At 69.9% G+C, this 22,461-nt stretch carries 22 protein-coding genes; 5 read left to right on the top strand and 17 right to left on the bottom strand.

The window, feature by feature from the left end; translation table 11 throughout:
* Positions 1-169 precede the first annotated feature (169 nt).
* Both OHS16_RS26225 and OHS16_RS26220 read left to right on the top strand, forming a co-directional pair.
* Positions 170-754 (top strand): sigma-70 family RNA polymerase sigma factor, encoded by a 585-nt coding sequence (locus OHS16_RS26225; RefSeq protein ID WP_328539711.1) that lies wholly within the window; start codon positions 170-172, stop codon positions 752-754.
* A complete protein-coding gene (locus tag OHS16_RS26220; protein ID WP_328539710.1) occupies positions 751-1,500 on the top strand; it encodes an anti-sigma factor in 750 nt (249 codons plus the stop codon). Before OHS16_RS26225 ends, OHS16_RS26220 begins: the two co-directional genes overlap by 4 nt.
* Positions 1,501-1,687: 187 nt before the next feature.
* On the opposite strand, the gene OHS16_RS26215 is transcribed toward OHS16_RS26220, so the two are convergent.
* Genes OHS16_RS26215 through OHS16_RS26195 form a run of 5 tightly spaced genes read right to left on the bottom strand, consistent with a single transcriptional unit; the run spans position 1,688 to position 7,113 of the window.
* Positions 1,688-2,506 carry a DUF1295 domain-containing protein gene (locus OHS16_RS26215; RefSeq protein ID WP_328539709.1) on the bottom strand — a complete coding sequence of 273 codons (819 nt, stop codon included), beginning with the start codon at positions 2,504-2,506 and terminating at the stop codon, positions 1,688-1,690.
* Positions 2,503-3,810: a cyclopropane-fatty-acyl-phospholipid synthase family protein gene (locus OHS16_RS26210; protein WP_328539708.1), complete on the bottom strand. Its 1,308-nt coding sequence runs from the start codon at positions 3,808-3,810 to the stop codon at positions 2,503-2,505. The genes OHS16_RS26215 and OHS16_RS26210 overlap by 4 nt, the downstream gene beginning before the upstream one ends.
* On the bottom strand, positions 3,807-5,120 hold the full coding sequence (locus tag OHS16_RS26205) for a class I SAM-dependent methyltransferase (protein ID WP_443042797.1): 1,314 nt from the start codon (positions 5,118-5,120) through the stop codon (positions 3,807-3,809). Before OHS16_RS26205 ends, OHS16_RS26210 begins: the two co-directional genes overlap by 4 nt.
* Before the next feature lie 2 nt (positions 5,121-5,122).
* Positions 5,123-5,848 carry a DUF1365 domain-containing protein gene (locus OHS16_RS26200; protein WP_328540991.1) on the bottom strand — a complete coding sequence of 242 codons (726 nt, stop codon included), beginning with the start codon at positions 5,846-5,848 and terminating at the stop codon, positions 5,123-5,125.
* Complete coding sequence (locus OHS16_RS26195) at positions 5,842-7,113, bottom strand: NAD(P)/FAD-dependent oxidoreductase (protein ID WP_328539706.1); 1,272 nt, start codon at positions 7,111-7,113, stop codon at positions 5,842-5,844. The genes OHS16_RS26200 and OHS16_RS26195 overlap by 7 nt, the downstream gene beginning before the upstream one ends.
* 269 nt (positions 7,114-7,382) lie before the next feature.
* Between OHS16_RS26195 and OHS16_RS26190 the strand changes: the two genes are divergently transcribed.
* Entirely contained in the window at positions 7,383-8,012 is a 630-nt protein-coding gene (locus tag OHS16_RS26190; protein WP_328539705.1) for a fasciclin domain-containing protein, read from the top strand.
* Positions 8,013-8,184: 172 nt separating this feature from the next.
* Complete coding sequence (locus OHS16_RS26185) at positions 8,185-9,129, top strand: RluA family pseudouridine synthase (protein ID WP_328539704.1); 945 nt, start codon at positions 8,185-8,187, stop codon at positions 9,127-9,129.
* A 51-nt stretch (positions 9,130-9,180) separates the two neighbouring features.
* On the opposite strand, the gene OHS16_RS26180 is transcribed toward OHS16_RS26185, so the two are convergent.
* The 12 genes from OHS16_RS26180 to OHS16_RS26125 form a co-directional block, all read right to left on the bottom strand.
* A complete protein-coding gene (locus OHS16_RS26180; RefSeq protein WP_328539703.1) occupies positions 9,181-12,009 on the bottom strand; it encodes a DEAD/DEAH box helicase in 2,829 nt (942 codons plus the stop codon).
* Between the two features lie 49 nt (positions 12,010-12,058).
* Complete coding sequence (locus OHS16_RS26175) at positions 12,059-12,949, bottom strand: diacylglycerol kinase (protein WP_328539702.1); 891 nt, start codon at positions 12,947-12,949, stop codon at positions 12,059-12,061.
* 18 nt (positions 12,950-12,967) lie between these two features.
* The gene (tatC, locus tag OHS16_RS26170) at positions 12,968-13,918 is read right to left on the bottom strand and encodes a twin-arginine translocase subunit TatC (protein WP_328539701.1); all 951 of its coding nucleotides are present in this window, start codon (positions 13,916-13,918) and stop codon (positions 12,968-12,970) included.
* Positions 13,919-13,980: 62 nt separating this feature from the next.
* Positions 13,981-14,268 (bottom strand): Sec-independent protein translocase subunit TatA, encoded by a 288-nt coding sequence (gene tatA, locus OHS16_RS26165; protein ID WP_328539700.1) that lies wholly within the window; start codon positions 14,266-14,268, stop codon positions 13,981-13,983.
* A 242-nt stretch (positions 14,269-14,510) separates the two neighbouring features.
* Positions 14,511-14,708: a hypothetical protein gene (locus OHS16_RS26160; RefSeq protein ID WP_328539699.1), complete on the bottom strand. Its 198-nt coding sequence runs from the start codon at positions 14,706-14,708 to the stop codon at positions 14,511-14,513.
* 9 nt (positions 14,709-14,717) lie between these two features.
* The gene (locus OHS16_RS26155; RefSeq protein WP_443042699.1) at positions 14,718-14,981 is read right to left on the bottom strand and encodes a hypothetical protein; all 264 of its coding nucleotides are present in this window, start codon (positions 14,979-14,981) and stop codon (positions 14,718-14,720) included.
* A gap of 15 nt (positions 14,982-14,996) precedes the next feature.
* Positions 14,997-15,953, bottom strand: a complete 957-nt coding sequence (locus tag OHS16_RS26150; protein ID WP_328539698.1) for a helix-turn-helix transcriptional regulator — start codon at positions 15,951-15,953, stop codon at positions 14,997-14,999.
* 7 nt (positions 15,954-15,960) lie between these two features.
* A complete protein-coding gene (locus OHS16_RS26145; protein ID WP_328539697.1) occupies positions 15,961-16,917 on the bottom strand; it encodes a helix-turn-helix transcriptional regulator in 957 nt (318 codons plus the stop codon).
* Positions 16,918-17,062: 145 nt separating this feature from the next.
* Positions 17,063-17,434: an FKBP-type peptidyl-prolyl cis-trans isomerase gene (locus OHS16_RS26140; RefSeq protein ID WP_328539696.1), complete on the bottom strand. Its 372-nt coding sequence runs from the start codon at positions 17,432-17,434 to the stop codon at positions 17,063-17,065.
* Between the two features lie 42 nt (positions 17,435-17,476).
* On the bottom strand, positions 17,477-18,481 hold the full coding sequence (locus tag OHS16_RS26135; RefSeq protein WP_328539695.1) for an FKBP-type peptidyl-prolyl cis-trans isomerase: 1,005 nt from the start codon (positions 18,479-18,481) through the stop codon (positions 17,477-17,479).
* 137 nt (positions 18,482-18,618) lie between these two features.
* Positions 18,619-19,980 (bottom strand): Pup--protein ligase, encoded by a 1,362-nt coding sequence (gene pafA / locus OHS16_RS26130; RefSeq protein ID WP_328539694.1) that lies wholly within the window; start codon positions 19,978-19,980, stop codon positions 18,619-18,621.
* Positions 19,981-19,989: 9 nt separating this feature from the next.
* The gene (locus OHS16_RS26125; protein ID WP_328539693.1) at positions 19,990-21,249 is read right to left on the bottom strand and encodes an MFS transporter; all 1,260 of its coding nucleotides are present in this window, start codon (positions 21,247-21,249) and stop codon (positions 19,990-19,992) included.
* A 198-nt stretch (positions 21,250-21,447) separates the two neighbouring features.
* On the opposite strand from OHS16_RS26125, the gene OHS16_RS26120 reads away from it, so the two are divergent.
* Positions 21,448-22,416 (top strand): LacI family DNA-binding transcriptional regulator, encoded by a 969-nt coding sequence (locus OHS16_RS26120; protein WP_328540989.1) that lies wholly within the window; start codon positions 21,448-21,450, stop codon positions 22,414-22,416.
* The last annotated feature ends 45 nt before the right edge of the window (positions 22,417-22,461 follow it).

Raw genomic sequence — 22,461 nt, 5'->3', positions numbered from 1 at the left:
TACTCGTGGCCGAACATATCGCGACGCCACACACGCGTCAACCACGATGTATCGCGTATGTGAGAATCGCTGACAGCATCCGAGCGTCTGAGCAATCCACCAGGGCTCCGGCTCCGAATGAAGAGCAGACCCTTGTATGCAACCGTCCCGCACCGTGGAGGAACGCCGCGTGAAAGAAGCCGTACACATCAGCGGAGCCGCCTCGGCGGGACCTGATCTGCAGGAACTGCTGGCCCGGGTCAGCAGGGGCGACCAGGAGGCGTTCTCAAGTCTGTACGACGCGGTGTCCGGCCCCGTTCTGGGCCTGGTACGCGCGGTGCTGAGGGACCCGGCCCAGTCGGAGGAGGTGGCCCAGGAGGTTCTGCTCGAGGTGTGGCGCAGTGCGGCACGTTTCCGCGCCGACCGGGGAACCGCCATCAACTGGGTGCTGATGCTCGCCCACCGCAGGGCCGTGGACCGGGTGCGTTCGGCGCAGGCGGCCACGGACCGCGAACACAAGGCGGCACTGCTCGACCGGACCCCCGCCTTCGACGACGTGACCGAGCAGGTGGAGGCGCGTCTGGAACGTGAGCAGGTACGGCGTTGTCTGCGCTCCCTCACAGAAGTGCAGCGTGAATCGGTGACCCTCGCGTACTACCGGGGGCTCGCCTACCGGGAAGTGGCCGAGCTTCTCTCCGTACCCCTCGGCACCATCAAAACTCGACTGCGCGACGGACTCATCCGGATGCGCGACTGCCTGGGGGTCAGCGCATGATGACAGCGGATCTGCACACACTCACCGGCGCGTACGCCCTGCACGCGCTGGACACCGACGAGCGTGCCGAGTTCGAGCAGCACCTGGCGGACTGCCCTGCGTGCACCCAGGAGGTACGCGAGCTGCAGGCCACCGCGGGACGGCTCGGACTGGCCGTCACGGTGACCCCGCCACCCGCGCTCAAGGCACAGGTGCTGCGGAGGATCGCCACCGAACGCCAGGAACCGCCGCTGCTGGCGCACCAGCCGCGCGGTGGCGGTGGCCGTCGGGGCCGGGCCCTCTCACGCTTCACGCTGGCGGCCTGTCTGGCCGCGGCCGTCGGCTTCGGCGGCATCGCGGTGTGGCAGCACGAGGAAGCCGGCGACGCCAGGGCCAGTGCCCAGCACTCGCAGCAGCAGGCCGATGCGCTGGCCTCGGTGCTCGCCGCCCCCGACGCGAAGGTCACTACCGGAAGGCTCTCGAACGGGGCGACCGGCACCGCGGTCGTGTCGCACAGCAGGAACAAGGCCGCGTTCCTCGCCTCCGGACTGCCCAAGCCGCCCAGCGGCAAGGTCTACCAGCTGTGGTTCAACGACGCCGGGACCATGCGGCCGGCCGGGCTGCTGAACTCCTCGGCCACCTCCGAGGGTGTGCTGCTGGCCGGCTCGGTGAACTCCGCCAAGGGAATGGGCATCACCGTCGAACCGGCGGGCGGCTCTGCCGAGCCGACCAGCAATCCGCTCGCGCTGATGCAGTTTCCCGCCTGACGGCTCCCCCGTAATCCCTGACGGGGCAGCACATGGGCTGTCCCGTATTCCCTGATGGGTCAGCGCACGGCACTGGATGCGGTGCGTCGCGAGGCGGGGGCACCAGCACGCCGGCTGCCTGCCACGGACAGCAGATGGTGCCGCGGCAGGCAGCGGGAAGACCCGGAAGACACTGCCTGCCACGGCACTAGCCGTCGGCCCGCGGGGCCCGCTTCGGCGGCAGCGGGAAGAAACCACTGGTGCGCCCGGCGTACTCGGCGAAGCCGGGACGGTCCGCCATATGCCGCTCCAGCAGGCGCTTCCCACTGCCCTTGGTCAGCAGCAGGCTCATCACCACAGGGCCGGCGACCGTTGCAGCGGCTGCCACCGGATCGTCACAGACGATGAGGAACAGCCCCCACCAGACACAGAAGTCACCGAAGTAGTTCGGGTGCCTGGTCCATGACCACAGCCCGCGGTCCATGATCCGCCCCCGGTGTGCCGGATCGGACGTGAAGCGCGCCAGCTGCCAGTCCCCGACCGCCTCGAAGGCCAGGCCGACCAGCCACACCGCGGCGCCCACCCAGGCGACCGGGCCGAGCGGCCCCGGGATGTACTGCGCGGCCTGCACCGGCAGCGAGACCAGCAGCACAAGTGCGCCCTGGAGCAGATAGACCGTGCACAGTGCGTACAGGTTCCGGTTCCCCCGTGCTCCGCTGAGCATCTTCTCGTACCGCGGGTCCTCCCCGCGGCCGCGCCCGCGATACGCGATATGGGCGGCCAGCCGTACCCCCCACACGACGGTCAGTACGGTCACCAGCAGCCGTCGGGCGTCGTCACCCTCGCCCGACGACACCGCGTACGAGACCAGCGCCACCAGCGCGAACGCCGCTCCCCAGGCGATGTCCACAATCCGGTGCAGCCCCCTGGCGCACGCGACGGCGAACGTGATCAGCATGACGGCGAGAGCGGCGGCCGCCGCCGCTCCCACCCCTTCGCCGAACGCCGCCCAGGGATAGCCGTTCACCGTCCGCCGTCCTCGGCGTACCAGTCCAGCGGAGTGCCGGGCATGGCACTCGTACCGTCACCGGCGGGCCGGACCGCGAGGATCTGGTCGACGCCCATCCGGCGTTCCTCGAAGGCCAGCCGCCCACCGGCCAGATAGAGGCGCCAGACCCGCGCGGTCTCCTCGCCGGCCAGGTCGCTGAACTCCGCCCAGCGTTGCTCGAGCGTGTCCAGCCAGGCACCGACGGTCCTGGCGTAGTGCTCGCGGAGTGATTCCACGGACCGCACTTCCAGACCTGCGCCCTCCAGCAAGGAGACCGTCTCGCCCAGCGGGCGCATGTGCATGTCGGGGGCGATGTACGCCTCGATGAAGGCACCGCCGCCCGGTGCGACAGCGCCCCGGGACATCTGCTGGACCAGGACCCGGCCAGCCGGACGGAGCATCCCGTACAGCGTCGCGGTGAAGCCCGGATACTCCGCGTCGCCGACGTGCTCGCCCATTTCGATCGTGGACACCGCGTCGTAACCGCCGCCCTCGATGTCGCGGTAGTCCGACAGCCTTACGTCGACCAGGTCGCCCAGACCACGCTTCTCGACCTGCGCCCCGACGTACTCGGCCTGCTCGCGGGCCAGCGTGACCGCGGTGACGCGCACCTGGTACTCCTGCGCCGCGTAGAGCGCTAGCGAGCCCCAGCCGCAACCGATGTCCAGCAGTCGGGCTCCGGGCCGCAGTCCGAGCTTGCGGCAGATCAGTTCCAGCTTGTCCCGCTGGGCGTCCTCGGCGACGTAACCGGGCTTCTCGCTGGTCCAGTAGCCGCAGGAGTACGCCATGGTGCGGTCGAGCAGCAGCGCGTAGAAGTCGTTGGAGAGGTCGTAGTGATGGCTGATGGCGGCCCGGTCACGGGCCCGGCTGTGCAGGGCGCCCCGCAGCCGTGCCTGGCTGGCCGGCGGAGCGGGCCGGGGGCCGATCGCGCCGAGCCGCAGCGCGGTACGGAACGCGCGGCCCCGCTGCGCGAGGGTGAGCTCCGGCGGGCGCAGGCCCCGTGAGCGGACCGCGCCCCACACCGTGCGCAGACCGTCGGCAAGGTCCCCCTCGATGTCCAGTTCGCCCGTCACGTAGGCCTGGGCGAGGCCGAGTTCACCGGGCTGCCAGACGAGCCTGCGCAGCGCGCGGCGGGAGCGGAGCACCACGACCGGAGCTTCGTCGGGACCGGCGAGGGAGCCGTCCCAGGCGCGCAGCCGCAGGGGCAGGCGGCCCCCCATGAGCTGTTCCGCCAGCGGAAAGAGCTGCTGTGCGGCGCCGGTCCGTGTCGCAAGAGCCGTCATCGGGAGGTTTCCTCCTTGGTCAGCAGCACGTGCTGCACGTCCAGATAGCCGGAGCGGAAGCCCGCTTCGGAGTAGGCGAGATAGAAGGTCCACAGCCGCCGGAAGGTCTCGTCGAAACCGAGTGCGGCGACCTGCGGGGCCTGCTCCTCGAACCGTTCACGCCAGAGCCTGAGGGTCTCCGCGTAGTGCGGCCCGAAGGTGTCGCGCCCGCTGACGCGCAGGTCGGTGTGGTCCGCGGCGGTCTGCTCGATCGCCTCGGTGGAAGGCAGCAGGCCGCCGGGGAAGATGTACTTCTGGATCCAGGTGAAGGTGTCCCTGCTGGCCAGCATCCGGTCGTGCGGCATGGTGATCGCCTGGAGGGCGACCCGCCCGCCCGGCGCCAGCAGCCGGTCGAGCGTTTTGAAGTACTCGGGCCAGAATTCGGCGCCGACGGCCTCGATCATCTCGACACTCACGATGGCGTCGTAACCACCGCGCACCGTGCGGTAGTCGCGGATCTCCACGGTCACCCGGTCCTCGACACCCGCGGCGCGGATACGTTCCACGGCCAGATCGCGCTGCTCCCGGGAGAGCGTCACGGTGAGCACCGTCGCCCCGCGTTCCGCGGCGCGAACGGCCAGTTCACCCCAGCCGGTACCGATCTCAAGGAGCCGGGTACCCGGCCCGACCGCGGCCTGGTCGAGCAACCGGTCGATCTTGCGGTGCTGTGCGGCTGCCAGCAGGGTGTGATCGGCCGGGAAGCCGCGGAAGAGCGCCGATGAGTACGACAGGGTCTCGTCCAGGAAGAGCGCGAACAGATCGTTGGAGAGGTCGTAGTGGTGGCTGATGTTCTCGCGTGATCCCTCGGGGGTGTTGCGCTGCGCCGCGGGCTGCTTGCTCGCCCAGACCGCGCGAAGCTTCTGGAGCGGGGCGGGAATCAGGCTCGCCGCGCGTTCGGCGAGCACGGCCAGCACGCCGACCAGGTCGCCGGCCTCCCATTCGCCCGCCATGTAGGACTCGCCGAATCCAATGAGTCCGCCCGCGCCGATCCGCCGGAAGAACGCCCTCGGGTCGTGCACCACCATCAGCGGACCGCCGAGACCGAGTGTCTGCGTGGCGCCAAGACGCACCCGCAGCGGGAGGGCTCCGAGTGCCTTGCGGACGATGCGCTCGGCCACGGCCGTACGCAGCCATGAGGCGCGCGGGAGTCGCGCCACGTCCGGCCACCGCCCGGCGTCGACCGCGGTGCGCGGTGCGTCCGGGACAGCGGGGGCCGGTCCCGGTGAGCCTGCGGATCCGGGGCAACCAGTGGTTTCCGTGGAGACGGTCACGCTCACTTCATGCCCTCCTGAGGCCGGTGACGGGGACGGGGCTGCACGGGAAGTCCGCGCAGGTAGAGGCGGATGCCATGGATACGGATGGCCGCCGATGCGGCCAGGGCGGGCCAGGGGTGGCGCAGTGCCGCCCGCAGCAGCACGGCCGGTGTGACCTCCCGGCGCTCGCCACTGACGGTCGCGGTGAACGGCCGGGTGCCCGCACGCTCCAGATGGACCGTGAGATTCAGCCGCTCGCCCGGCCGCGGCAGCCGCATCCGGTAGTCGCCGTCCACCGGGAAGAACGGCGAGACGTAGAACTCCTTCCCGACCGTGTCCTGGCCGGAGGCGTCGGGGCGCAGGAGGTAGCAGTGCCGTTCGCCATAGGTGTTGTGCACCTCTGCGACGACACACAGCGGGCGGCCATCGGCGTCGTTGCACCAGTAGACGGTGAGCGGGTTGAAGACATAGCCGAGGACCCGGGCGTGGGCGAGCATCAGCACACTCCCGCCCGCGAGGTCGACGCCCCTGGCGGCCAGGAACTTCTCCAGGCCGGCCCGCACCGTCGGCTCGTCGCCGCCGAAGTGATCCCGTGCGTCGAAGCGGGCGAGCAGGCGCAGCGGCCAGGGCATCCGGGGCGGCCGGTCGGGGTCGATCACCCACATGTAGGTGCGGTGGCGCAGGCTGTGCCGCAGCGGCTCTGTCCGCACATGAGTGATGGTGCACGGATAGACGGAGTTCACCAGGTCACCCCCAGGGCCGCGGCGGCCGCGACGCCGGAGCGGCAGCCGTCCTCGTGGAAGCCCGAGCCGTGGTAGGCGCCGGCATAGGCGGTGACCTGGCTGTTCAGGTCCGGAAGCAGGCGCTGTGCGGCCACCGATTCAACGGTCTGGACGGGGTGTTCGTACACCATGCGGTCGACCACCCGGTCCTCGGCGATCCGGCCGGCGCCATTGAGGGTGACCACATAGCGGTCGGGGGCGTCGAGCCGTTGCAGGCGGTTCATGTCATAGCTGACCTGTACCCGCTCGGCCCCCGAGCCGCAGTGCGGCATCAGATAGTTCCAGGAGGCGCGGGCCCGGGGGCTGCGGGGCAGGACCGAGGTGTCCGTGTGCAGGAGGGTGGGGTTTCGGGAGTAGCGGAAGGCGCCGAGCACACGGCGCTCCTGCTCGCTCGGGTCGGTGAGCATCCGCAGCGCCTGGTCGGGATGGACGGCGATGACCACGGCGTCGTACCGCTCGGCGCTGCCGTCCTCGGCTGTGATCTCGACACCGTCCGGGGTGCGCCGCACGCTCCGGACCGCGGTCGAGGTGTGCAGGGCGGTGAGCTCCTTGCCGATCCGCTCGACATACCGTGCCGAGCCTCCGGTGACGGTGCGCCAGACCGGGGAGCCGGTGACCGCGAGCATCCCGTGGTGGTCCATGAAGCGGAAGAGCGGTTCGGCGGGGTGGCCGAGTGCCGTCAGCGGGTCGCAGGACCAGACCGCTGAGACCAGCGGTGTCATGAAGTGCGAGACGAAGTAGGGCGAGAAGCCGCCGCGCCGCAGGAAGTTCCCGAGGGTCATGCCGTCGGCTCCCCCGCCGGCGGCGAGCAGCTGCCGGGCCCTGCGGTGGAAGAGCGGTACCTCGGCGAGCATCCGCAGATAGCGGGCCCGGAAGAGGTTGCGCGGCTGCGCGACAAGCCCCGACAGCCCCCGCGCTCCGGCGTATTCGAGTCCGCAGCCCTCGCACCGCACGGACATGCTCATCTCCGACTCCTGGGTGGTGACGCCCAGTTCACCGAAGAGCCGGAGCAGCAGGGGATAGGTCCGCTCGTTGTGCACGATGAAACCCGAGTCGACACGGTGCACCCTGCCGTCGGCCGCCGGTATGTCGTGGGTGTGCGCATGTCCGCCGAGCCTGTCGTCGGCCTCGTACAGCGACACGTCATGTGCGCGTTGCAGGACGTGCGCGGCCGTGAGCCCCGCGATCCCGCTGCCCACCACTGCCGTCCGGCGCCTCTGGTCCACCATGCCACTCCCTCCGGGGGCAGTTCCGTGCACCGCCCCTTACCTGCTATTCGGCGCCGGTTCACGGTCGGATTGGTCTGTCACTCGATCGAATGACAGACCAATCCGCAGACGGTCGCGGGCCGAATAGGCGTCGTGAGTGCACTTCGGAGCGTCGCGGCAGCACCGGGCGGAGCGGGTTACCCGTCCCGCCGTGCCGTGCGCCGTGGAGGCTCGCTCCACTGCACCCGACCCCTCAAGCCGCTGTACGTGATCACTGCAAGGAGACCGTCATGAACACCACTCGCTCCCCCCGCCTCGCCCTCGCCGTCGTGGGTGCGGTCGTCCTGCCGCTGGCGCTGGCCGCCTGCTCCAACGACGACTCCAAGACCAGCTCCGCCGGCTCCAAGCCGACGCCCACGGCGGCCAAGAGCAGCGCCATGGACACCGGCAAGCCGTTCGGTCCCGGTTGCGCGTCGGTGCCCAAGGACGGCGCGGGCAGCTTCGACGGCATGGCCAAGGACCCGGTGGCTACCGCGGCTTCCCACAACCCGGCGCTCTCCACGCTGGTCACCGCGGTCAAGAAGGCCGGCCTGGTCGACACGCTGAACAACGCCAAGAACATCACGGTCTTCGCCCCGACCAATGACGCCTTCAACAAGATCCCGAAGGCCCAGCTGGACAAGGTCCTCAACAACAAGGCCATGCTCACCAAGGTGCTCACCTACCACGTGGTGGGCCAGAAGCTCACCCCGAAGCAGCTGGAGAACGGCACGTACCCGACCCTGGAGAAGAGCAAGCTGACCACGTCCGGCTCCGGCACCTCGTACAAGGTCAACGACACGTCCAACGTGGTCTGCGGCAATGTGCCGACGGCCAACGCGACGGTCTACATCGTCGACAGCGTGCTGATGCCGAAGTAATCAGGTCGGCTCCGGTGGCCTGTCCCCGGAGCGCGCATTCCCCGCCGCGGGCCGCTGCGCACCATGGGCGGCGGCCCGCACGGGGGCCGGGATCCGGGTGCGCGGCCCCACCGGCCGCGCTCCGACGGCTCACGGTCCGGCCGGCCGGCGGACGCTCGTACTCTTGACCTCGATGAGACGCAAGAGACCCCGCCCGCCGGCGCCCCTGCCGCAGCGGGAGGGCATTGATCCGGTCAGGCTCAGGCTTCCGTCCGACGGGACGTGGGCGACCGTGCGCGATCATCTCGTGGAGCGGCTGCCGGCCGGAGCCGCGACGGTGGACGCGATGCTCCGGGACGGGGCGTTCGTCGGTGCGGACGGGCCGGTGACCGCCGACACCCCGTACGCACCGGGGGCCTCGGTCTGGTTCCACCGCGATTTCCCCGACGAGGTGCCCGTCCCGTATCCCATCGATGTGCGCTATCGCGACGATCACATCCTGGTGGCCGACAAACCGCACTTCCTCGCCACCATGCCCCGCGGCAGCCACGTCACCCAGACCGCGCTGGCCCGGCTCCGGCGGGATCTGGATCTGCCCGAGCTGAGTCCCGCGCACCGCCTCGACCGGCTCACGGCGGGTCTGATCCTGTTCTGTGTGCGAGCCGATGAGCGTGGCGCGTACCAGACCCTCTTCCGCGACCGGAAGGTGCGCAAGGAGTACGAGGCCGTGGCCCCATACCTCCCCGGGCTCACCCTGCCGCACACAGCTCGCAGCCGGATCGAGAAGGTCCCCGGAATCGTCGCCGCCTTCGAGACGGCGGGCGAGCCGAACAGCGAGACCCGGATCGAGCTGACCGGGCACCGCGCGGGACTCGGCCGTTACCGCCTCACCCCGGTCACTGGCCGCACCCATCAGATCCGGGTCCATATGAACGCGCTCGGCGTTCCGCTGCTGGGCGACCCGTTCTACCCGGTGGTCACCGATCCGGCACCGGACGACTTCAGCCGGCCGCTGCAACTGCTGTCGCGGATGCTGGAGTTCACCGACCCGGTCACCGGCATCGAGCACCGCTTCGAGAGTGGCCGCACACTGCGGGCCTGGACGGCGTACGAGGACTGGGCCTCGGGAAGGCCCTGAGGTGCCGGGCCCCCGCCGGACATGCCGGACGGGGGCCACAGGACCCGCCGGTCAGCCGACGGAGCTGTACGCGACCACTCCCCGGCGCACCGCGTCGACCGCCTTGCGGGCGTTCCTGGAGACCGTGCTGTCCGCGCCCGGCGCGGCCGCGGCGATCTGGCCGAGCACGTCGATGACCTGTTTGCACCAGCGGACGAAGTCGCCCGCCGGCATCTCGGCGTCGCGCAGCACCTCGTCGAGGCCCCGGCCCGAGGCCCACTGGTACGCCGCCCAGGCGAAGCCGAGGTCCGGCTCGCGCTGCCCCACACCCTCCGTCTGGTTGATCTTGAAGTCCTCTTCGAGGGCGTCGAGCCTGCCCCAGATGCGGACCATCTCGCCCAGCGCGGTCTTCGCCCTGCCGGACGGCACCTTGGGTGTCACCGCGTCGTCGGACTGCCGGGCCTCGAAGACCAGCGCCGACGCGCAGGCGGCGAGCTCCGCGGGGCTGAGGCCCTCCCAGACACCGGCGCGCAGGCACTCCGATGCCAGCAGGTCCAGCTCACCGTAGAGCCGGGCGAGGCGCTTGCCGTGCTCGGTCGCCTCGTCGCCGCGCAGATAGTCCAGTTCGGTCAGCAGCGCGTAGATACGGTCGAAGGTGCGGGCGATGGTGTTCGTCCGGCCCTCGATCCGGCGCTCCAGCTGCCGGGTGTCCCGCTGCAGGCGGTGATACCGCTCGGCCCAGCGCGCGTGGTCCTCGCGCTCGTCGCAGCCGTGGCAGGGATGCGCACGCAGCTCGCTGCGCAACCTGGCGATCTCACGGTCGTCGGCGGCGGTGGACCGCTGCTTGCGGTGCCGGTCGGGCACGATGTGCCCGGCCTTGGTGCGCAGTGCCGATGCCAGATCGCGCCGCGACTGCGGGGAGCGGGCGTTGAAGGACTTGGGGACGCGCATCCGGTCCAGTGCCTCGACCGGCACCGGGAAGTCGATCGGCGCGAGACGCTTGACCTGCCGCTCCGCGGTCAGCACGAGCGGCCTCGGCCCGTCCTGCATCTCGAAGCCGCGGTGCCCGTTGGCCCGCCCGGCCGGCAGTCCGGGGTCCAGGACCAGCGCGAGGCCCGCGAACTTGCCGGTCGGCACATGGATCACGTCGCCGGGTTTGAGCTTCTCCAGCGAACTCGCGGCCGCCGCGCGGCGCTGTGCGGCCCCCTGCTTGGCCAGCTCCGTCTCACGGTCCTTGAGGTCGCGGCGCAGCCGTGCGTACTCCTCGAAGTCGCCCAGGTGGCAGGTCATGCCCTCCCGGTAGCCCGCGATCCCCTCCTCGTTCTTCTGCACCTGCTTGGAGATGCCGACGACGGACTTGTCGGCCTGGAACTGCGCGAAGGAGGTCTCCAGCAGCTCGCGCGAGCGGTGCCGCCCGAACTGCTGCACCAGATTCACCGCCATGTTGTACGAGGGCTTGAAGCTGGAGCGCAGCGGATAGGTACGCGTACCGGCCAGCCCGGCGAGCCCCACCGGGTCCATGCCGCGCTGCCAGAGCACCACGGCGTGACCCTCGACGTCGATGCCGCGCCTCCCGGCACGTCCTGTGAGCTGGGTGTACTCGCCGGGAGTGATGTCGGCGTGCTGCTCGCCGTTCCACTTGACCAGCTTCTCGAGCACCACCGAGCGGGCCGGCATGTTGATGCCCAGCGCCAGGGTCTCCGTCGCGAACACGGCCTTGACCAGACCGCGCACGAAGAGTTCCTCGACGACCTCCTTGAAGGTCGGCAGCATCCCGGCGTGGTGCGCCGCGATGCCCCGCTCCAGACCTTCCAGCCACTCGTAGTACCCCAGCACATGCAGGTCCTCGCGGGGGATCGCTGCGGTGCGTTCCTCGACCAGTTCACGGACCGTCTGGCGCGCCTCCTCGGGGTTGAGCCGGAGACCCGCGTGGAGGCACTGCTGGACCGCGGCCTCGCAGGCGGCCCGGCTGAAGATGAAGGTGATCGCCGGGAGCAGCCCCTCGGCGTCGAGCCGCGCGATGACCTCGGGCCTGCTGGGGGTCCAGATGCGGCTGCGCGAGCGGCGCTCGCGCTCCCGGTCCGCTTCGCGCACCATCTTGCCGCGCCGGCGGTCGCGGGGGTTGTAGGTGCGCTGGTTCTCCTGCCGGGCCATCCGCAGCAGATCGGGGTTGACCTCCCGCTTGGCCCCGCCCCTGCCGCCGTGGTCGGTCGACTCCTCGAAGAGGTCGTACATCCGGCGTCCGGCGAGCACGTGCTGCCACAACGGCACCGGCCGGTGCTCGGAGACGATCACCTCGGTGTCGCCACGGACGGTGTCCAGCCAGTCCCCGAACTCCTCGGCGTTGGACACCGTGGCGGAGAGCGAGACCAGGGTGACCGACTCGGGGAGGTGAATGATCACTTCCTCCCAGACCGCGCCGCGGAACCGGTCGGAGAGATAGTGCACCTCGTCCATCACGACATGTCCGAGGCCGAGCAGTGCCTGCGAGCCCGCGTACAGCATGTTGCGCAGCACCTCGGTGGTCATGACCACCACGGGCGCACCGGCGTTCACGCTGTTGTCGCCGGTGAGCAGGCCGACCTTGTCGGCGCCGTAGCGCCTGGCCAGATCCGCGTACTTCTGGTTGGACAGGGCCTTGATGGGCGTGGTGTAGAAGCATTTGCGGCCCTGTTGCAGGGCGAGGTGCACGGCGAATTCGCCGACGATGGTCTTCCCGGATCCGGTGGGTGCCGCGACGAGCACTCCCTTGCCGGCCTCCAGTGCCTGGCACGCCTCGATCTGGAAGGGATCGAGCTCGAAGTCGTACATGTCACGGAAGGGGGCCAGCGCGGTGGCCTCTTCAGCAGCACGTACCCGGGCGGCTGCGTATCGCTCAGCGGGCGAAAGGTCCTCGGTCATCTTGTCAACGAGCCTACCCGCCCCCTCCGACACTCAGCCGATCTTTAAATCATGGTGCGATGACCCTGACCGCGCCGGGAACGCACTCGGCGGTCACCGGCAGCGCGCCGAGCGGTTCGCCGTCCGCGTACGCGGTGATGCCCGCGGCCTCCAGCATGACCTTGCGCACCCGGTGCACCATGACCTTGGGATGCCCGATGTGGGTCCCCCGGTAGACCCGGGGGAAGACCTTGACGAGGGTCGCGCGTGAGCAGTCCCCGACCACCGTGATGTCGAAGTATCCGTCGTCCAGCTCGGCCCCGGCGCATATCCGCATCCCGCCGCCGTAGGACGAGCCGTTGCCGACGGCGATCAGTGTCGCCTCGATCTCCCGTACCGGTCCGTCGTCGAGTGCGATCCGGTACGGGAACGGGCGGAACGCCGCCAGCTCGGCAACCATGGCCAGGTCGTACTTGAATCGTCCGGCCGGCCATCGCATCCGGTTCCCGCGGTCATTGACCCGCGAGTCGAAGCCGGAGGCGAGCACGGTCCCGAACCACCGGTCGCCCACCCTGCCCAGGTCGATGTCCCTGATGTTCCCGGCTTTGAGCGCATCGGCCGCGAACCGGCCGGCGGACGCAGGATCGAGGACCGGCACACCGAGCGCCCTGGCGAAGTCGTTGCCGGTGCCGGCCGCCACCACGCCGAGCGGGGTCCGGGTGCCGGCCACGGCCTGCAGGGCGAGGTTGATCATGCCGTCCCCACCGACGGCTATCAGTGCTCCGGTTCCCCCGTGGACAGCCTCGCGCGCCCGGCGCAGTGCGTCGCCCGCGTCGGCGCCGAGCACCGTCCGTACCGAATAGCCCGCGTCCCGCAATGCCGAAGCGGCCGGCTGCGCGGCATGCGCGCCCCGGCCGCGCCCTGCGGTGGGATTGACGAAAAGGGTGATCTCGCTGGTCACCCGCCGGACCTTACAAGGTCAGGTGGCGTCGTCGTAACCGTTGAGCCTGCTCGACCTTCCGCCGTCCGACTGCTCGGGCAGGGCGGGGGTGGTCACGCGCTCGATCTCGCCGATGTCCTCAGGGGCGAGATCGAGGTCGGAGGCCTCGTCGTCGTCCGGGCCCTCGGCATCGCGAAGCCTGCGCCGCTTGTCGTTCACCAGAGAGACCGCGACGGCTCCGAAATACATCACCCAGATCGGGCCGGCCAGAGCCAGCATCGAGATGGGGTCCGTGCTGGGGGTCGCGACCGCGGCGAAGACCGTGATTCCCATGATCATCCCGCGCCACCAGCCAAGCAGTCTCTTGCCGGTGAGGATGCCGCCGAAGTTCAGCATGACCAGCAACAGCGGCAGCTCGAAGGCCAGGCCGAAAACTACGATCATGCGTGTGATGAGGTCCAGCAGATCCTCGAGAGGCAGCTGGTTGTCGGTACCGATGACGGCGAACTGAAGCATCACGGTCGCCATCTTGGGCAGCGTCCAGTAGGCGAAGTACGCGCCCATCGCGAACAGCGGGAAGCCCGTGGCGACGAACGAGAGTGCGTACTTCTTCTCCTTCTTGTGCAGACCCGGGGCGATGAACGCCCACAGCTGGTAGAGCCAGACCGGTGATGCCAGGGCCACACCGCCCGTCAAAGAGATCTTGAGGGCCAGCGTGAACGGCGCCAGGAGACCGTTCTGCACGATGCGGGCACAGTTGGCGCTGTGCTGCTTGGCCAGCTCCGTGAAACTGGTGTTGCACCCCACCGCATGCAGGATCGGGTCGGTGAAGAACTCAAGGATCCGTTCATAGAACATGGCCGAGAAGACCGAGGCGATCACGATCGCCAGCAGGCTCTTCACCAGCCGGTTGCGCAGCTCACGCAGGTGCTCCACAAGGGGCATGCGCCCCTCGGCATCCTTGTCCTGTTTGCGGGCAGACACGAGCAACCCACGTCCTCATCTCGTGCGGCGGGCAGCCGCTGACCGCGGCGCCCGCTCCGGCCCGGTTGTCAGCGCTTGGTCGAGTCGGAAGGCTCGGTCACCGGGCGTGCGCTGGTCACGTCTCCGGGAGCGGCCTGGATGGTGCGCGGGACGTCGGTCTGGGCCGTGGTGTCGTGCGGCGGGTCCGCCGGGGCGGGCTGCTGGCCGTCCGACTTCATGGCCTTGGCCTCGCTCTTGAGGATACGAGCGGACTTGCCCAGCGAACGGGCCATGTCCGGAAGCTTCTTCGCGCCGAACAGCAGGACGATGACGACGAGGATCAGGATGATCTCGGGTGCGCCGAGCCTTCCGAACATAAGCTGTACCTTCTCACCGAGGCGGCTGGGGTGGGGCTGCCCGACCGATCGGACAGGTGTCCGGCCGTCGCGCTGGCAGCGATCGTAACCCGCGGGAGTAAACGGGTGGCAATGCCCGCGCATACTCGCGATTGCAGCCCGTGCCTCGCTCCCGGGCCCGCGACCAGCAGCGTACCGCTGAAAGCCGCCGGGCAGCAGGGGCCCTCCCCCGGGGCACGGCCTTCCGCGGCGTGCCACCCCCCCTACGGCAGGGTTTCGCCGCTGCGCGCGAGGCCGGTGGCGGCGCGCTCGAGACTCTCGGCCGCCGTGTTGATCTGCTGTGTGGTGCGGGCCACCTGGCTGCCCAGGCGCTGGGCTTCGAGGAAGACCCTGACCGCGAGCACGCCGAGCACCGCGACCCCGAGGAAACCCAGAGCGATGGCGAACATCGGCCAGAACATGCGGCAACCCTAAACGGTCTCGGCGGTGGAGTGGAGCCGCAGCGTCCGCACGCCGCCGCCGGTGAGCAGTTCGATGATCCGCTCCCCGGCCGGCTTACGGACGGCGGACCCGCACTCGGGGCAGGTGAAGGAGTAGAAGGTGGTACGCCGGCTGGCGCCGATGGCAAGCCTGAACGCCTCGGCGGCCAGCTCGAAGCGGCCCCGGCAGTCCGGGCAGGCCGCCTTGAAGACGGCCGGGCCGATCTGCGCCGAAAATCCGGGCATTACCGTCATATTCCGCAACTCCCTCTATCCCTGCCCTTCATAGGCCGCGAGCGCCTCACGGGCCGCGAGCCGTGCGCTCTCCGCCAGCCCCTGCGGCGACACGATGCGCCCGTCGCCGCCCAGTCGCAGCGCCAGCCTGCGCAGGGATGCCGGCTCCGGCGTGCGCAGGGTGATCCGCAGACCGCCGTCACCCAGTTCTTCGGCGATGTCGTGCGGGTAGTACTCGGCGACCCAGCGCCCGCCCGGGCCCACCTCCACCACGACCTCGGGATCCTCGGCCGCGGGCTGGACGAGCCCTTCCGAGAGATCACGCAGTTCGAGCTCCGGCGGCGCCGACGGCTCGTCGAGCAGCTTGATCTCGGCGACCCGGTCGAGACGGAAGGTCCGTCTCGCCTCGGAGAGGTAGCACCAGGCCTCCATATACGTGTGGCCCACGGCAAACAGCCGGATCGGGTCGACCTCACGCTCGGTGAGCTCGTCGCGGGCCGGTGAGTAGTACCGCAGCCAGAGCCTGCGCCGTTCGGAGATGGCCCGGTCGACGTCGGCGAACACACCGCCCTCGGACTCGAAGGTCACCGAGAGACGGGAACTGGCGCCCGCCGCCTCACCGGCGGCGGCCTCCAGCTTCGCGGTGGCCCGCAGCAGCGCCTGCCGGTCGCCCTCGCGCAGCCCCGGCAGGGTCGAGACGGCGCGGGCGGCCACCAGCAGGGCGGTGGCTTCGTCGGCGGCCAGCCGCAGCGGCTCCGCGACATCGTCGGGGTTGTGCCACCAGATGGACTCGCCGTCGGTGTCGATGTCCAGGAGATCGCCGCCGCGGAAGCTCGTCCCGCACATCGGAAGCACGTCGAGGTCCGAGATGAGCTCGTCCTCCGTGATGCCGAAGGCCCTCGCCACATCCCCGACACGCGCCCCCGGGCGCTCCCGCAGATAGGTCACGAGTGACAGCATCCGGCGGGTCTGGTCGATCGCGTTCGTAGCCACGTGCTCCTCAGTCCTTGGCCACGGCGCGCAGCCGGTCCACCACATCGGCCCGCAGGTCAGCGGGTTCCAGCACCATCACATCGGGGCCGAACTCCACGAGCCAGGCGTCCAGACCATGACCGTACGGAATCTCCAACTCGTCCCATCCCCCACCGAGTTCCCGGCAGCGGGCGGCCCGTGAGCGCAGCGGGTAGCCGGCCCCGGTACGCAGTTTGATCAGCGCCGTACGGGTCGCGGTCTCCCCCGCCCAGGTCTCCACGGTCTCGCGGACGGTCACCACATCCGGCACACCGGCGGTGAAGGGACCGGAACGGGAACGGACCCGTCCGGTGATCCGGGAGAGCCTGAACACCCGTTCGGCGCCGCGCTCCCGGTCCCAGCCCGCCAGATACCAGTGGCCCCGCCAGCACTCCAGGGTCCAGGGCTCGACCTGGCGGGACTCGGGACGGGCGGCGTTGGCCTTGCGGTAGTCGAACACCACCGGGCGCCGGTCACGGCAGGCCAGCATCAGCGGCTCGAAGGCTGCCTCATGCACGGGGATGCGCGGCTCCAGCGCACTGTGCTGAGCCGCGTACGGGTCCTCCGCCTCCGGCATACCGGCCGCGCGCAGCTTCTGCAGCGCGCCGCTGGCCGCACCGGCCAGCCGGGCCTGCTGCCAGACCTTGGCGGCGAGACCGAGGGCGGCGGCCTCCTCGGCGTCCAGGGCGACCGGGGGCAGCCGGTTACTGTCACGGCGGGCCAGATAACCGGCGTCCCCGTCGAGGTTCTCGACCGTCTCGATGACCAGGCCGAGTTCGCGCAGATCGTCCTTGTCGCGCTCGAACATCCGGTTGAAGGCCTCGTCGGAGCCCGCGTCCAGATAGGCCTCGATGGAGCCTCTCAGCTCACGCTTGCTGAGCGGGCGCCGGGTGCCGAGCAGGCACAGGGCCAGATTCATCAGCCGCTCGGCCTTGGCAATCGCCATCGACGCCCTCTCTGGGGTCCGGGGCGTGTCCCCCGGAGGAATGCAGCACGCTCTACGACCGTCGACCGTACCGCCCCGCGCTGTCGTGGCAAAAGCCGAGGGCCCACGCCGGCAGGCGTGGGCCCTCAGAAACGATCAGTTCCGATCAGACCGCGACCAGGTCGCAGACGAAGATCAGCGTCTCGCCCGACTTGATGCGGTCGCCCGCACCGCGGTCGCCGTAGGCGAGGTGCGCGGGGATGGTCAGCTGGCGGCGGCCGCCGACCTTCATGCCCTGCACGCCCTGGTCCCAACCGGAGATGACCTGACCGACACCCAGCTGAAACTGCAGCGGAGTGCCGCGGTTCCAGCTCGCGTCGAACTCCTCGCCGGTGGAGAAGGCCACACCGACGTAGTGGACCTTGACCGTGTCACCGGCCTTGGCCACGGCGCCTTCGCCCTCCCAGATGTCCTTGATCTCCAGGTCGGCCGGCGGCTCGCCGCCCGGGAAGTCGATCTCGGGCTTCTCGATGCTCACGTGACTGCTCCTACTTATCGATACTGGGCAACCGGGACAGTCTTACACTGCCGCCAGGATGTCGACGACGAAGACGAGCGTCGAGTTGGCCGGCAGGGTCGCGCCCTGGGCCTTGCTGCCGTAGGCCAGCTTCGGGGGAATGACCAGCAGCACACGGCTGCCGACCTTCTTGCCGACCAGGCCCTGGTCCCAGCCCGGAATGACCTGACCCGCACCGATGGCGGTGGCGAACGGCGCGCCGGACTTCCACGACGTGTCGAACAGGGTGGCGGTCGGCTTGCCCTGGTTGAGCTTCCAGGCGGCGCCGCTGTACTGCATGTAGACGGTCTGGCCCTTCTTGACCGTCGCGCCGTCGCCCTGGATCAGCACCTTGTCGGTGAGCGTCTTCGGCGGGTCGTTCTTCGGCACCGAGATGGTGGCGGCCGCGTCCTTGTCCGCCTTCACCTGGGGCAGGTTGGACGGGATGGCGGCCTGGGTGCCGTGGGCCCTCTTGGGGATCACTTTCTGGATGTCGAGGGTGAAGACCAGGGTGTCCTTGCCGGTGACCCCGAGCTGCTTCTGGCCCGCGCTGCCGAACGCGGCGGCCGGCGGGGCGACGACCAGCACACGGCTGCCGATCTTCTGGCCGACGACGCCGTCGGCGAACGCCGGGATGATGGTCTTCGAACCGGCGGTGATGAGCTGGGGGGCGCCGCCCTTGTCGTACGAGCTGCCGAGGTCCTTGCCGCTCTTCCAGACCTTTCCGGTGAAGCTGGCCATCACCAGGTCGTCCTTCTTGACGACGGCGCCGCTGCCCTCGGAGAGCGGGTGGACGACGAACTTGCCGCTCGGGTCCTGCTTGGGAATGGTGATGGCGGCCTTCTTGCCCGTCTCCCCCTTGACGCTGGGAAGCGGAGACGCAGAGTCGACAGGCTTGGGCACCGGCGCCGGCGCGGACTGGCTGGGGGACGGAGAGGCGGCCGTGTCGTCCTTCTTCGAGCCCCCACCTCCACAAGCGGTCAGTACCAGGGCCGGCACGATGAGCAAGGCTGCAAAACGGCGTCGCACAATGGTCCTCGGGGGGTAGCTGGGATGTCAGTGGCCGCCACTCTACGACGCCGTGTCCACCACACGGGTTTACGGCAGACGCAGGAGCCCCGCACATCTCTGTGTGCGGGGCTCCTGCGTGTGTTGCGCGAGGACGGTCACATCCCGGCGATGAGCTTCTCCACCCTGTCGTCGACCGACCTGAACGGGTCCTTGCAGAGCACGGTGCGCTGCGCCTGGTCATTGAGCTTGAGATGCACCCAGTCGACGGTGAAGTCCCGCCGCTGCTCCTGTGCGCGGCGGATGAAATCACCGCGCAGCCGCGCCCTGGTGGTCTGCGGGGGCACCGACTTGCCCTCGAAGATCTTCAGGTCGTTGCAGATCCTGGCGGCCTGCCCCCGCTTCTCCAACAGGTAGTACAGCCCGCGCCTGCGGTGGATGTCGTGGTACGCGAGGTCTATCTGGGCGACCCGCGGATTCGACATGGTCATGTTGTGCTTGTCCCGGTACCGCTCGATGAGCTGGTATTTCATCACCCAGTCGATCTCGGTTCCGATCCGGTCGAGTTCCTCGGACTCGATCGCGTCGAGCGTGCGGCCCCAGAGCTCCAGCACCTGCTCGACCTGGCCGGTACGGATGCCGCGGCGCTCCACGAAGTCCACGGCCTTGTCGTAGTACTCGCGCTGCACTTCGAGCGCCGACGCCTCACGACCGCTGGCGAGCCGCACCTTGCGGCGGCCGGTGATGTCATGGCTGACCTCGCGGATGGCCCTGATCGGGTTCTCCAGGGTCAGATCGCGCATCACCGTGCCGGCCTCGATCATGCGCAGCACCAGGTCGGTGGCGCCGACCTTGAGCATCATGGTCGTCTCGGACATGTTCGAGTCGCCGACGATGACATGCAGCCTGCGGTAGCGCTCGGCGTCCGCATGCGGCTCGTCGCGGGTGTTGATGATCGGACGGGAGCGGGTGGTGGCGGAACTGACACCTTCCCAGATGTGCTCCGCACGCTGGCTCACGCAGTAGACCGCTCCGCGCGGAGTCTGCAGCACCTTGCCGGCACCGCAGAGCAATTGGCGGGTGACGAGGAACGGAATGAGAATGTCCGCGAGCCGGGAGAACTCTCCGTGGCGGGCGACGAGATAGTTCTCGTGGCAGCCGTAGGAGTTTCCCGCCGAGTCGGTGTTGTTCTTGAAGAGATAGACGTCGCCCGCGATTCCCTCCTCGTGCAGGCGGCGTTCGGCATCGACGAGCAGGCCTTCGAGAATGCGCTCGCCGGCCTTGTCGTGGGTGACCAGTTCAGCCACGTTGTCGCACTCGGGAGTTGCGTATTCCGGATGCGATCCCACGTCGAGGTAGAGGCGGGCGCCGTTCCGCAGGAAGACATTGCTGCTGCGGCCCCATGACACAACACGGCGGAAGAGGTAGCGCGCCACTTCGTCAGGGGACAGTCGGCGCTGTCCCCTGAATGTGCACGTGACGCCGTACTCGTTCTCCAGCCCGAAAATGCGGCGGTCCATGACTGAACATTACGCCTGATGGCCTGTCCTGAAACCGGGTTCGGCTGCCCCGTTCCGATCATTTTCGGAAGCGGCCACGACGGAACCCATATCGCCGGGAGCTGCGAGGACCCGCTGGGTGGCCATCAGGACGAGCAGAGCGGCGATTCCTCCGGCACCCGCCGAGGCGAACCCCGCGGCCACACCACCGACTTCCACGGCCGGCCCCGCAACGGCCGTTCCCAGTGCGGCGCCTACGCCGAAAGTGGTGACCAGCCAGGAGAACGCCTCCGTCACCGTGCCGCGCGGAGCGTGCCGGTCGACGACAATGAAGGCACAGGCGATGGCGGGCGCCAGGGACACCCCGGCCAGCGTCATCAGGGCGGTCATCGCGGTCGCACCCGGTGCGGACATCAGTGGCAGATAGCCCAGCGCCAGGCAGCCGACGACGATCCGCAGCCGCTTCTCGGGCGCGCCGGGCCACTGCCGGGCGCCGTACACCAGTCCCCCGACGAGGGCGCCGAGACCGATCGCTGCCATCAGTACCCCGTACACCGCGTCGCCGCCGTGGTCGTCGGCATAGGCGACGGCCGCGACCGTGATCGAGCCGAGTGCCAGGCCGATGAAGAAGAAGGCACCGAGCAGGGCGAGCAGGCCCTTCGAGCGCAGTGCCCCCAGCCAGTGGGCCTCGCGCGGCGCCGAGCGCCAGGTGCGCGAGGGCTCCGAGACGACGACCGAGAGCGCGCCGAGCACGCCGAGTACGTTGACCGCCACCAGGGCGGTCGCCTCGGACCACAGCGCCACCGCCAGGGTGATCAGCAGCGGTCCCGCGGTGAACATCACCTCCTGCGCCACCGCGTCCATGGCATAGGCGGCGTGCACCCGGTCCTCCCGCTTCAGAACACTGGGCCACAGGGCACGCAACCCACCTTCCAGCGGCGGCGTGAAGAGGCCGGACACCAGGACAGCGGCGACCGCGAGGGGAACGGGATCGGTCCCCACCGCCGCGAACAGCACCATGCCGAGCGCCGACACCACCGCCGCCGGCAGCATCACCCGGGGTTGTCCGTAGTGGTCCACGGCGCGGCCGAGCAGCGGCTGCCCGACGGCCGTCGCCAGCCCGTAGACGGCCGAGAGCAGCCCGGCGAGGGAGTAGCTGCCGCCTTCGGCGCGGACGAAGAGCACCACGGCGATCGCGGCCGTCGCATTGGGCAGCCGGCCGACGAGGGTGCCGGTCAGCAGCCGCGTCACATGCCTGGTGCCGAGGAGTTCCGCGTAGCCCGCAGCCATGTCCGCCCCTTGTCTCCCCGGCCGATAGCCGAAGTGTTACGTATAACTTCCCGGGTTATACGTACCATGAGCCCTGACCGCGGGTCCAGACGACCGCACACCAGATGCGGGCCGGGGGCCGGCCGAGTGGAGGACCGAGTGGACGCCCGAGCGACGAGCCCGGCGCATACCGGGCCGGCCCGCCCCACCAGCCGCGATGTGGCGCGCGCCGCCGGTGTGTCGCAGGCCACCGTCTCCCTGGTGCTGGGCGACAAATGGCGCGGCCGGGTGTCCGAGCGCACCGCGGGGCTGGTCCGGGACGCGGCCGGCCAGCTGGGCTACCGGCCCAATATCGCGGCCCGCAACCTGCGACTGGGCAGCACGCGTACCGTGCTGCTCGTCGTCCCGGCGCTCACCAACGAGTTCTTCGCCAGGGTGTACACGGGGGCCGCCGCGACCGCAGCGGAACACGGCTTCGGGGTGGTCCTCTACCCGTCACCCGAGGGGGTGGGGCCGGCCAGGGACCCCTTCGCCTCGGCCCGGACCGCGCTGGACGGAGTCATCGCCTCCTCCATGGCGGTCGGCGCACTGACCGCCATCCAGGGTTCCGAGCTGCCCCTGGTGATGCTCGACAGCGATCCGGCCCAGCCCGGAGCCGCCGCCCACGTGAATCTGGACATCGCGGACGGGATGCGCCAGGTGACGGGCCATCTGCTCGCCCTCGGGCACCGCCGGTTCCTGCACCTCGCGCCGGACGTCGACTCCTGGACCTTCGATGTACGCGCCGAAGCGTTGCGCGCCGCCCTGCGCGGCACGGAGGTGCGTACGGTCGCAGCGGCGCTGAACGTCGATGCCGCACGGCGGGCCGCGGAACGCGCGCTCAGCGGCCCGGAGCCCCGCCCCACCGCGGTGATCTGTGACGACGACATCCTCGCCGCCGGTGCCTGCAAGGCCGCCCGGCGGCTCGGGCTGCGGGTGCCCGAGGATCTCTCCGTCACCGGGTTCGACGACCTCGCGCTCGCCACCGCCGTGGAACCGGAGCTCACCACGGTGGCGCTGCCTGCCGAGGACATCGGCCGCCGCGGTATGACGGCGCTGCTCGCCGTACTGGACGGCAGGCAGCCGGAGAACGGCGATCTGCCGGTCGCACTCCTGGTCCGCGGCTCGACGGCGCCACCGCCCGGGTGACGGGGCACCGGCACCACGCCCGGCGCCCCGGAACCGTGCGTACGG

Origin of the sequence: Streptomyces sp. NBC_00344, assembly GCF_036088315.1 — a bacterium.
Lineage (GTDB): Bacteria > Actinomycetota > Actinomycetes > Streptomycetales > Streptomycetaceae > Streptomyces.
The sequence above is the reverse complement of the archived record's forward strand: the minus strand, read 5'-3'. Positions and strand labels throughout refer to the sequence as shown.

Excerpts from the sequence above, each read along its gene's own strand:
- OHS16_RS26220 (WP_328539710.1), top strand. The coding sequence starts at position 751 with ATGATGACAGCGGATCTGCACACACTCACCGGCGCGTACGCCCTGCAC.
- OHS16_RS26210 (WP_328539708.1), bottom strand. The coding sequence starts at position 3,810 with ATGACGGCTCTTGCGACACGGACCGGCGCCGCACAGCAGCTCTTTCCG.
- OHS16_RS26195 (WP_328539706.1), bottom strand. The coding sequence starts at position 7,113 with ATGGTGGACCAGAGGCGCCGGACGGCAGTGGTGGGCAGCGGGATCGCG.
- OHS16_RS26190 (WP_328539705.1), top strand. The coding sequence starts at position 7,383 with ATGAACACCACTCGCTCCCCCCGCCTCGCCCTCGCCGTCGTGGGTGCG.
- OHS16_RS26185 (WP_328539704.1), top strand. The coding sequence starts at position 8,185 with ATGAGACGCAAGAGACCCCGCCCGCCGGCGCCCCTGCCGCAGCGGGAG.
- OHS16_RS26180 (WP_328539703.1), bottom strand. The coding sequence starts at position 12,009 with ATGACCGAGGACCTTTCGCCCGCTGAGCGATACGCAGCCGCCCGGGTA.
- tatA (WP_328539700.1), bottom strand. The coding sequence starts at position 14,268 with ATGTTCGGAAGGCTCGGCGCACCCGAGATCATCCTGATCCTCGTCGTC.
- OHS16_RS26160 (WP_328539699.1), bottom strand. The coding sequence starts at position 14,708 with ATGTTCTGGCCGATGTTCGCCATCGCTCTGGGTTTCCTCGGGGTCGCG.
- OHS16_RS26155 (WP_443042699.1), bottom strand. The coding sequence starts at position 14,981 with ATGACGGTAATGCCCGGATTTTCGGCGCAGATCGGCCCGGCCGTCTTC.
- OHS16_RS26145 (WP_328539697.1), bottom strand. The coding sequence starts at position 16,917 with ATGGCGATTGCCAAGGCCGAGCGGCTGATGAATCTGGCCCTGTGCCTG.
- pafA (WP_328539694.1), bottom strand. The coding sequence starts at position 19,980 with ATGGACCGCCGCATTTTCGGGCTGGAGAACGAGTACGGCGTCACGTGC.
- OHS16_RS26125 (WP_328539693.1), bottom strand. The coding sequence starts at position 21,249 with ATGGCTGCGGGCTACGCGGAACTCCTCGGCACCAGGCATGTGACGCGG.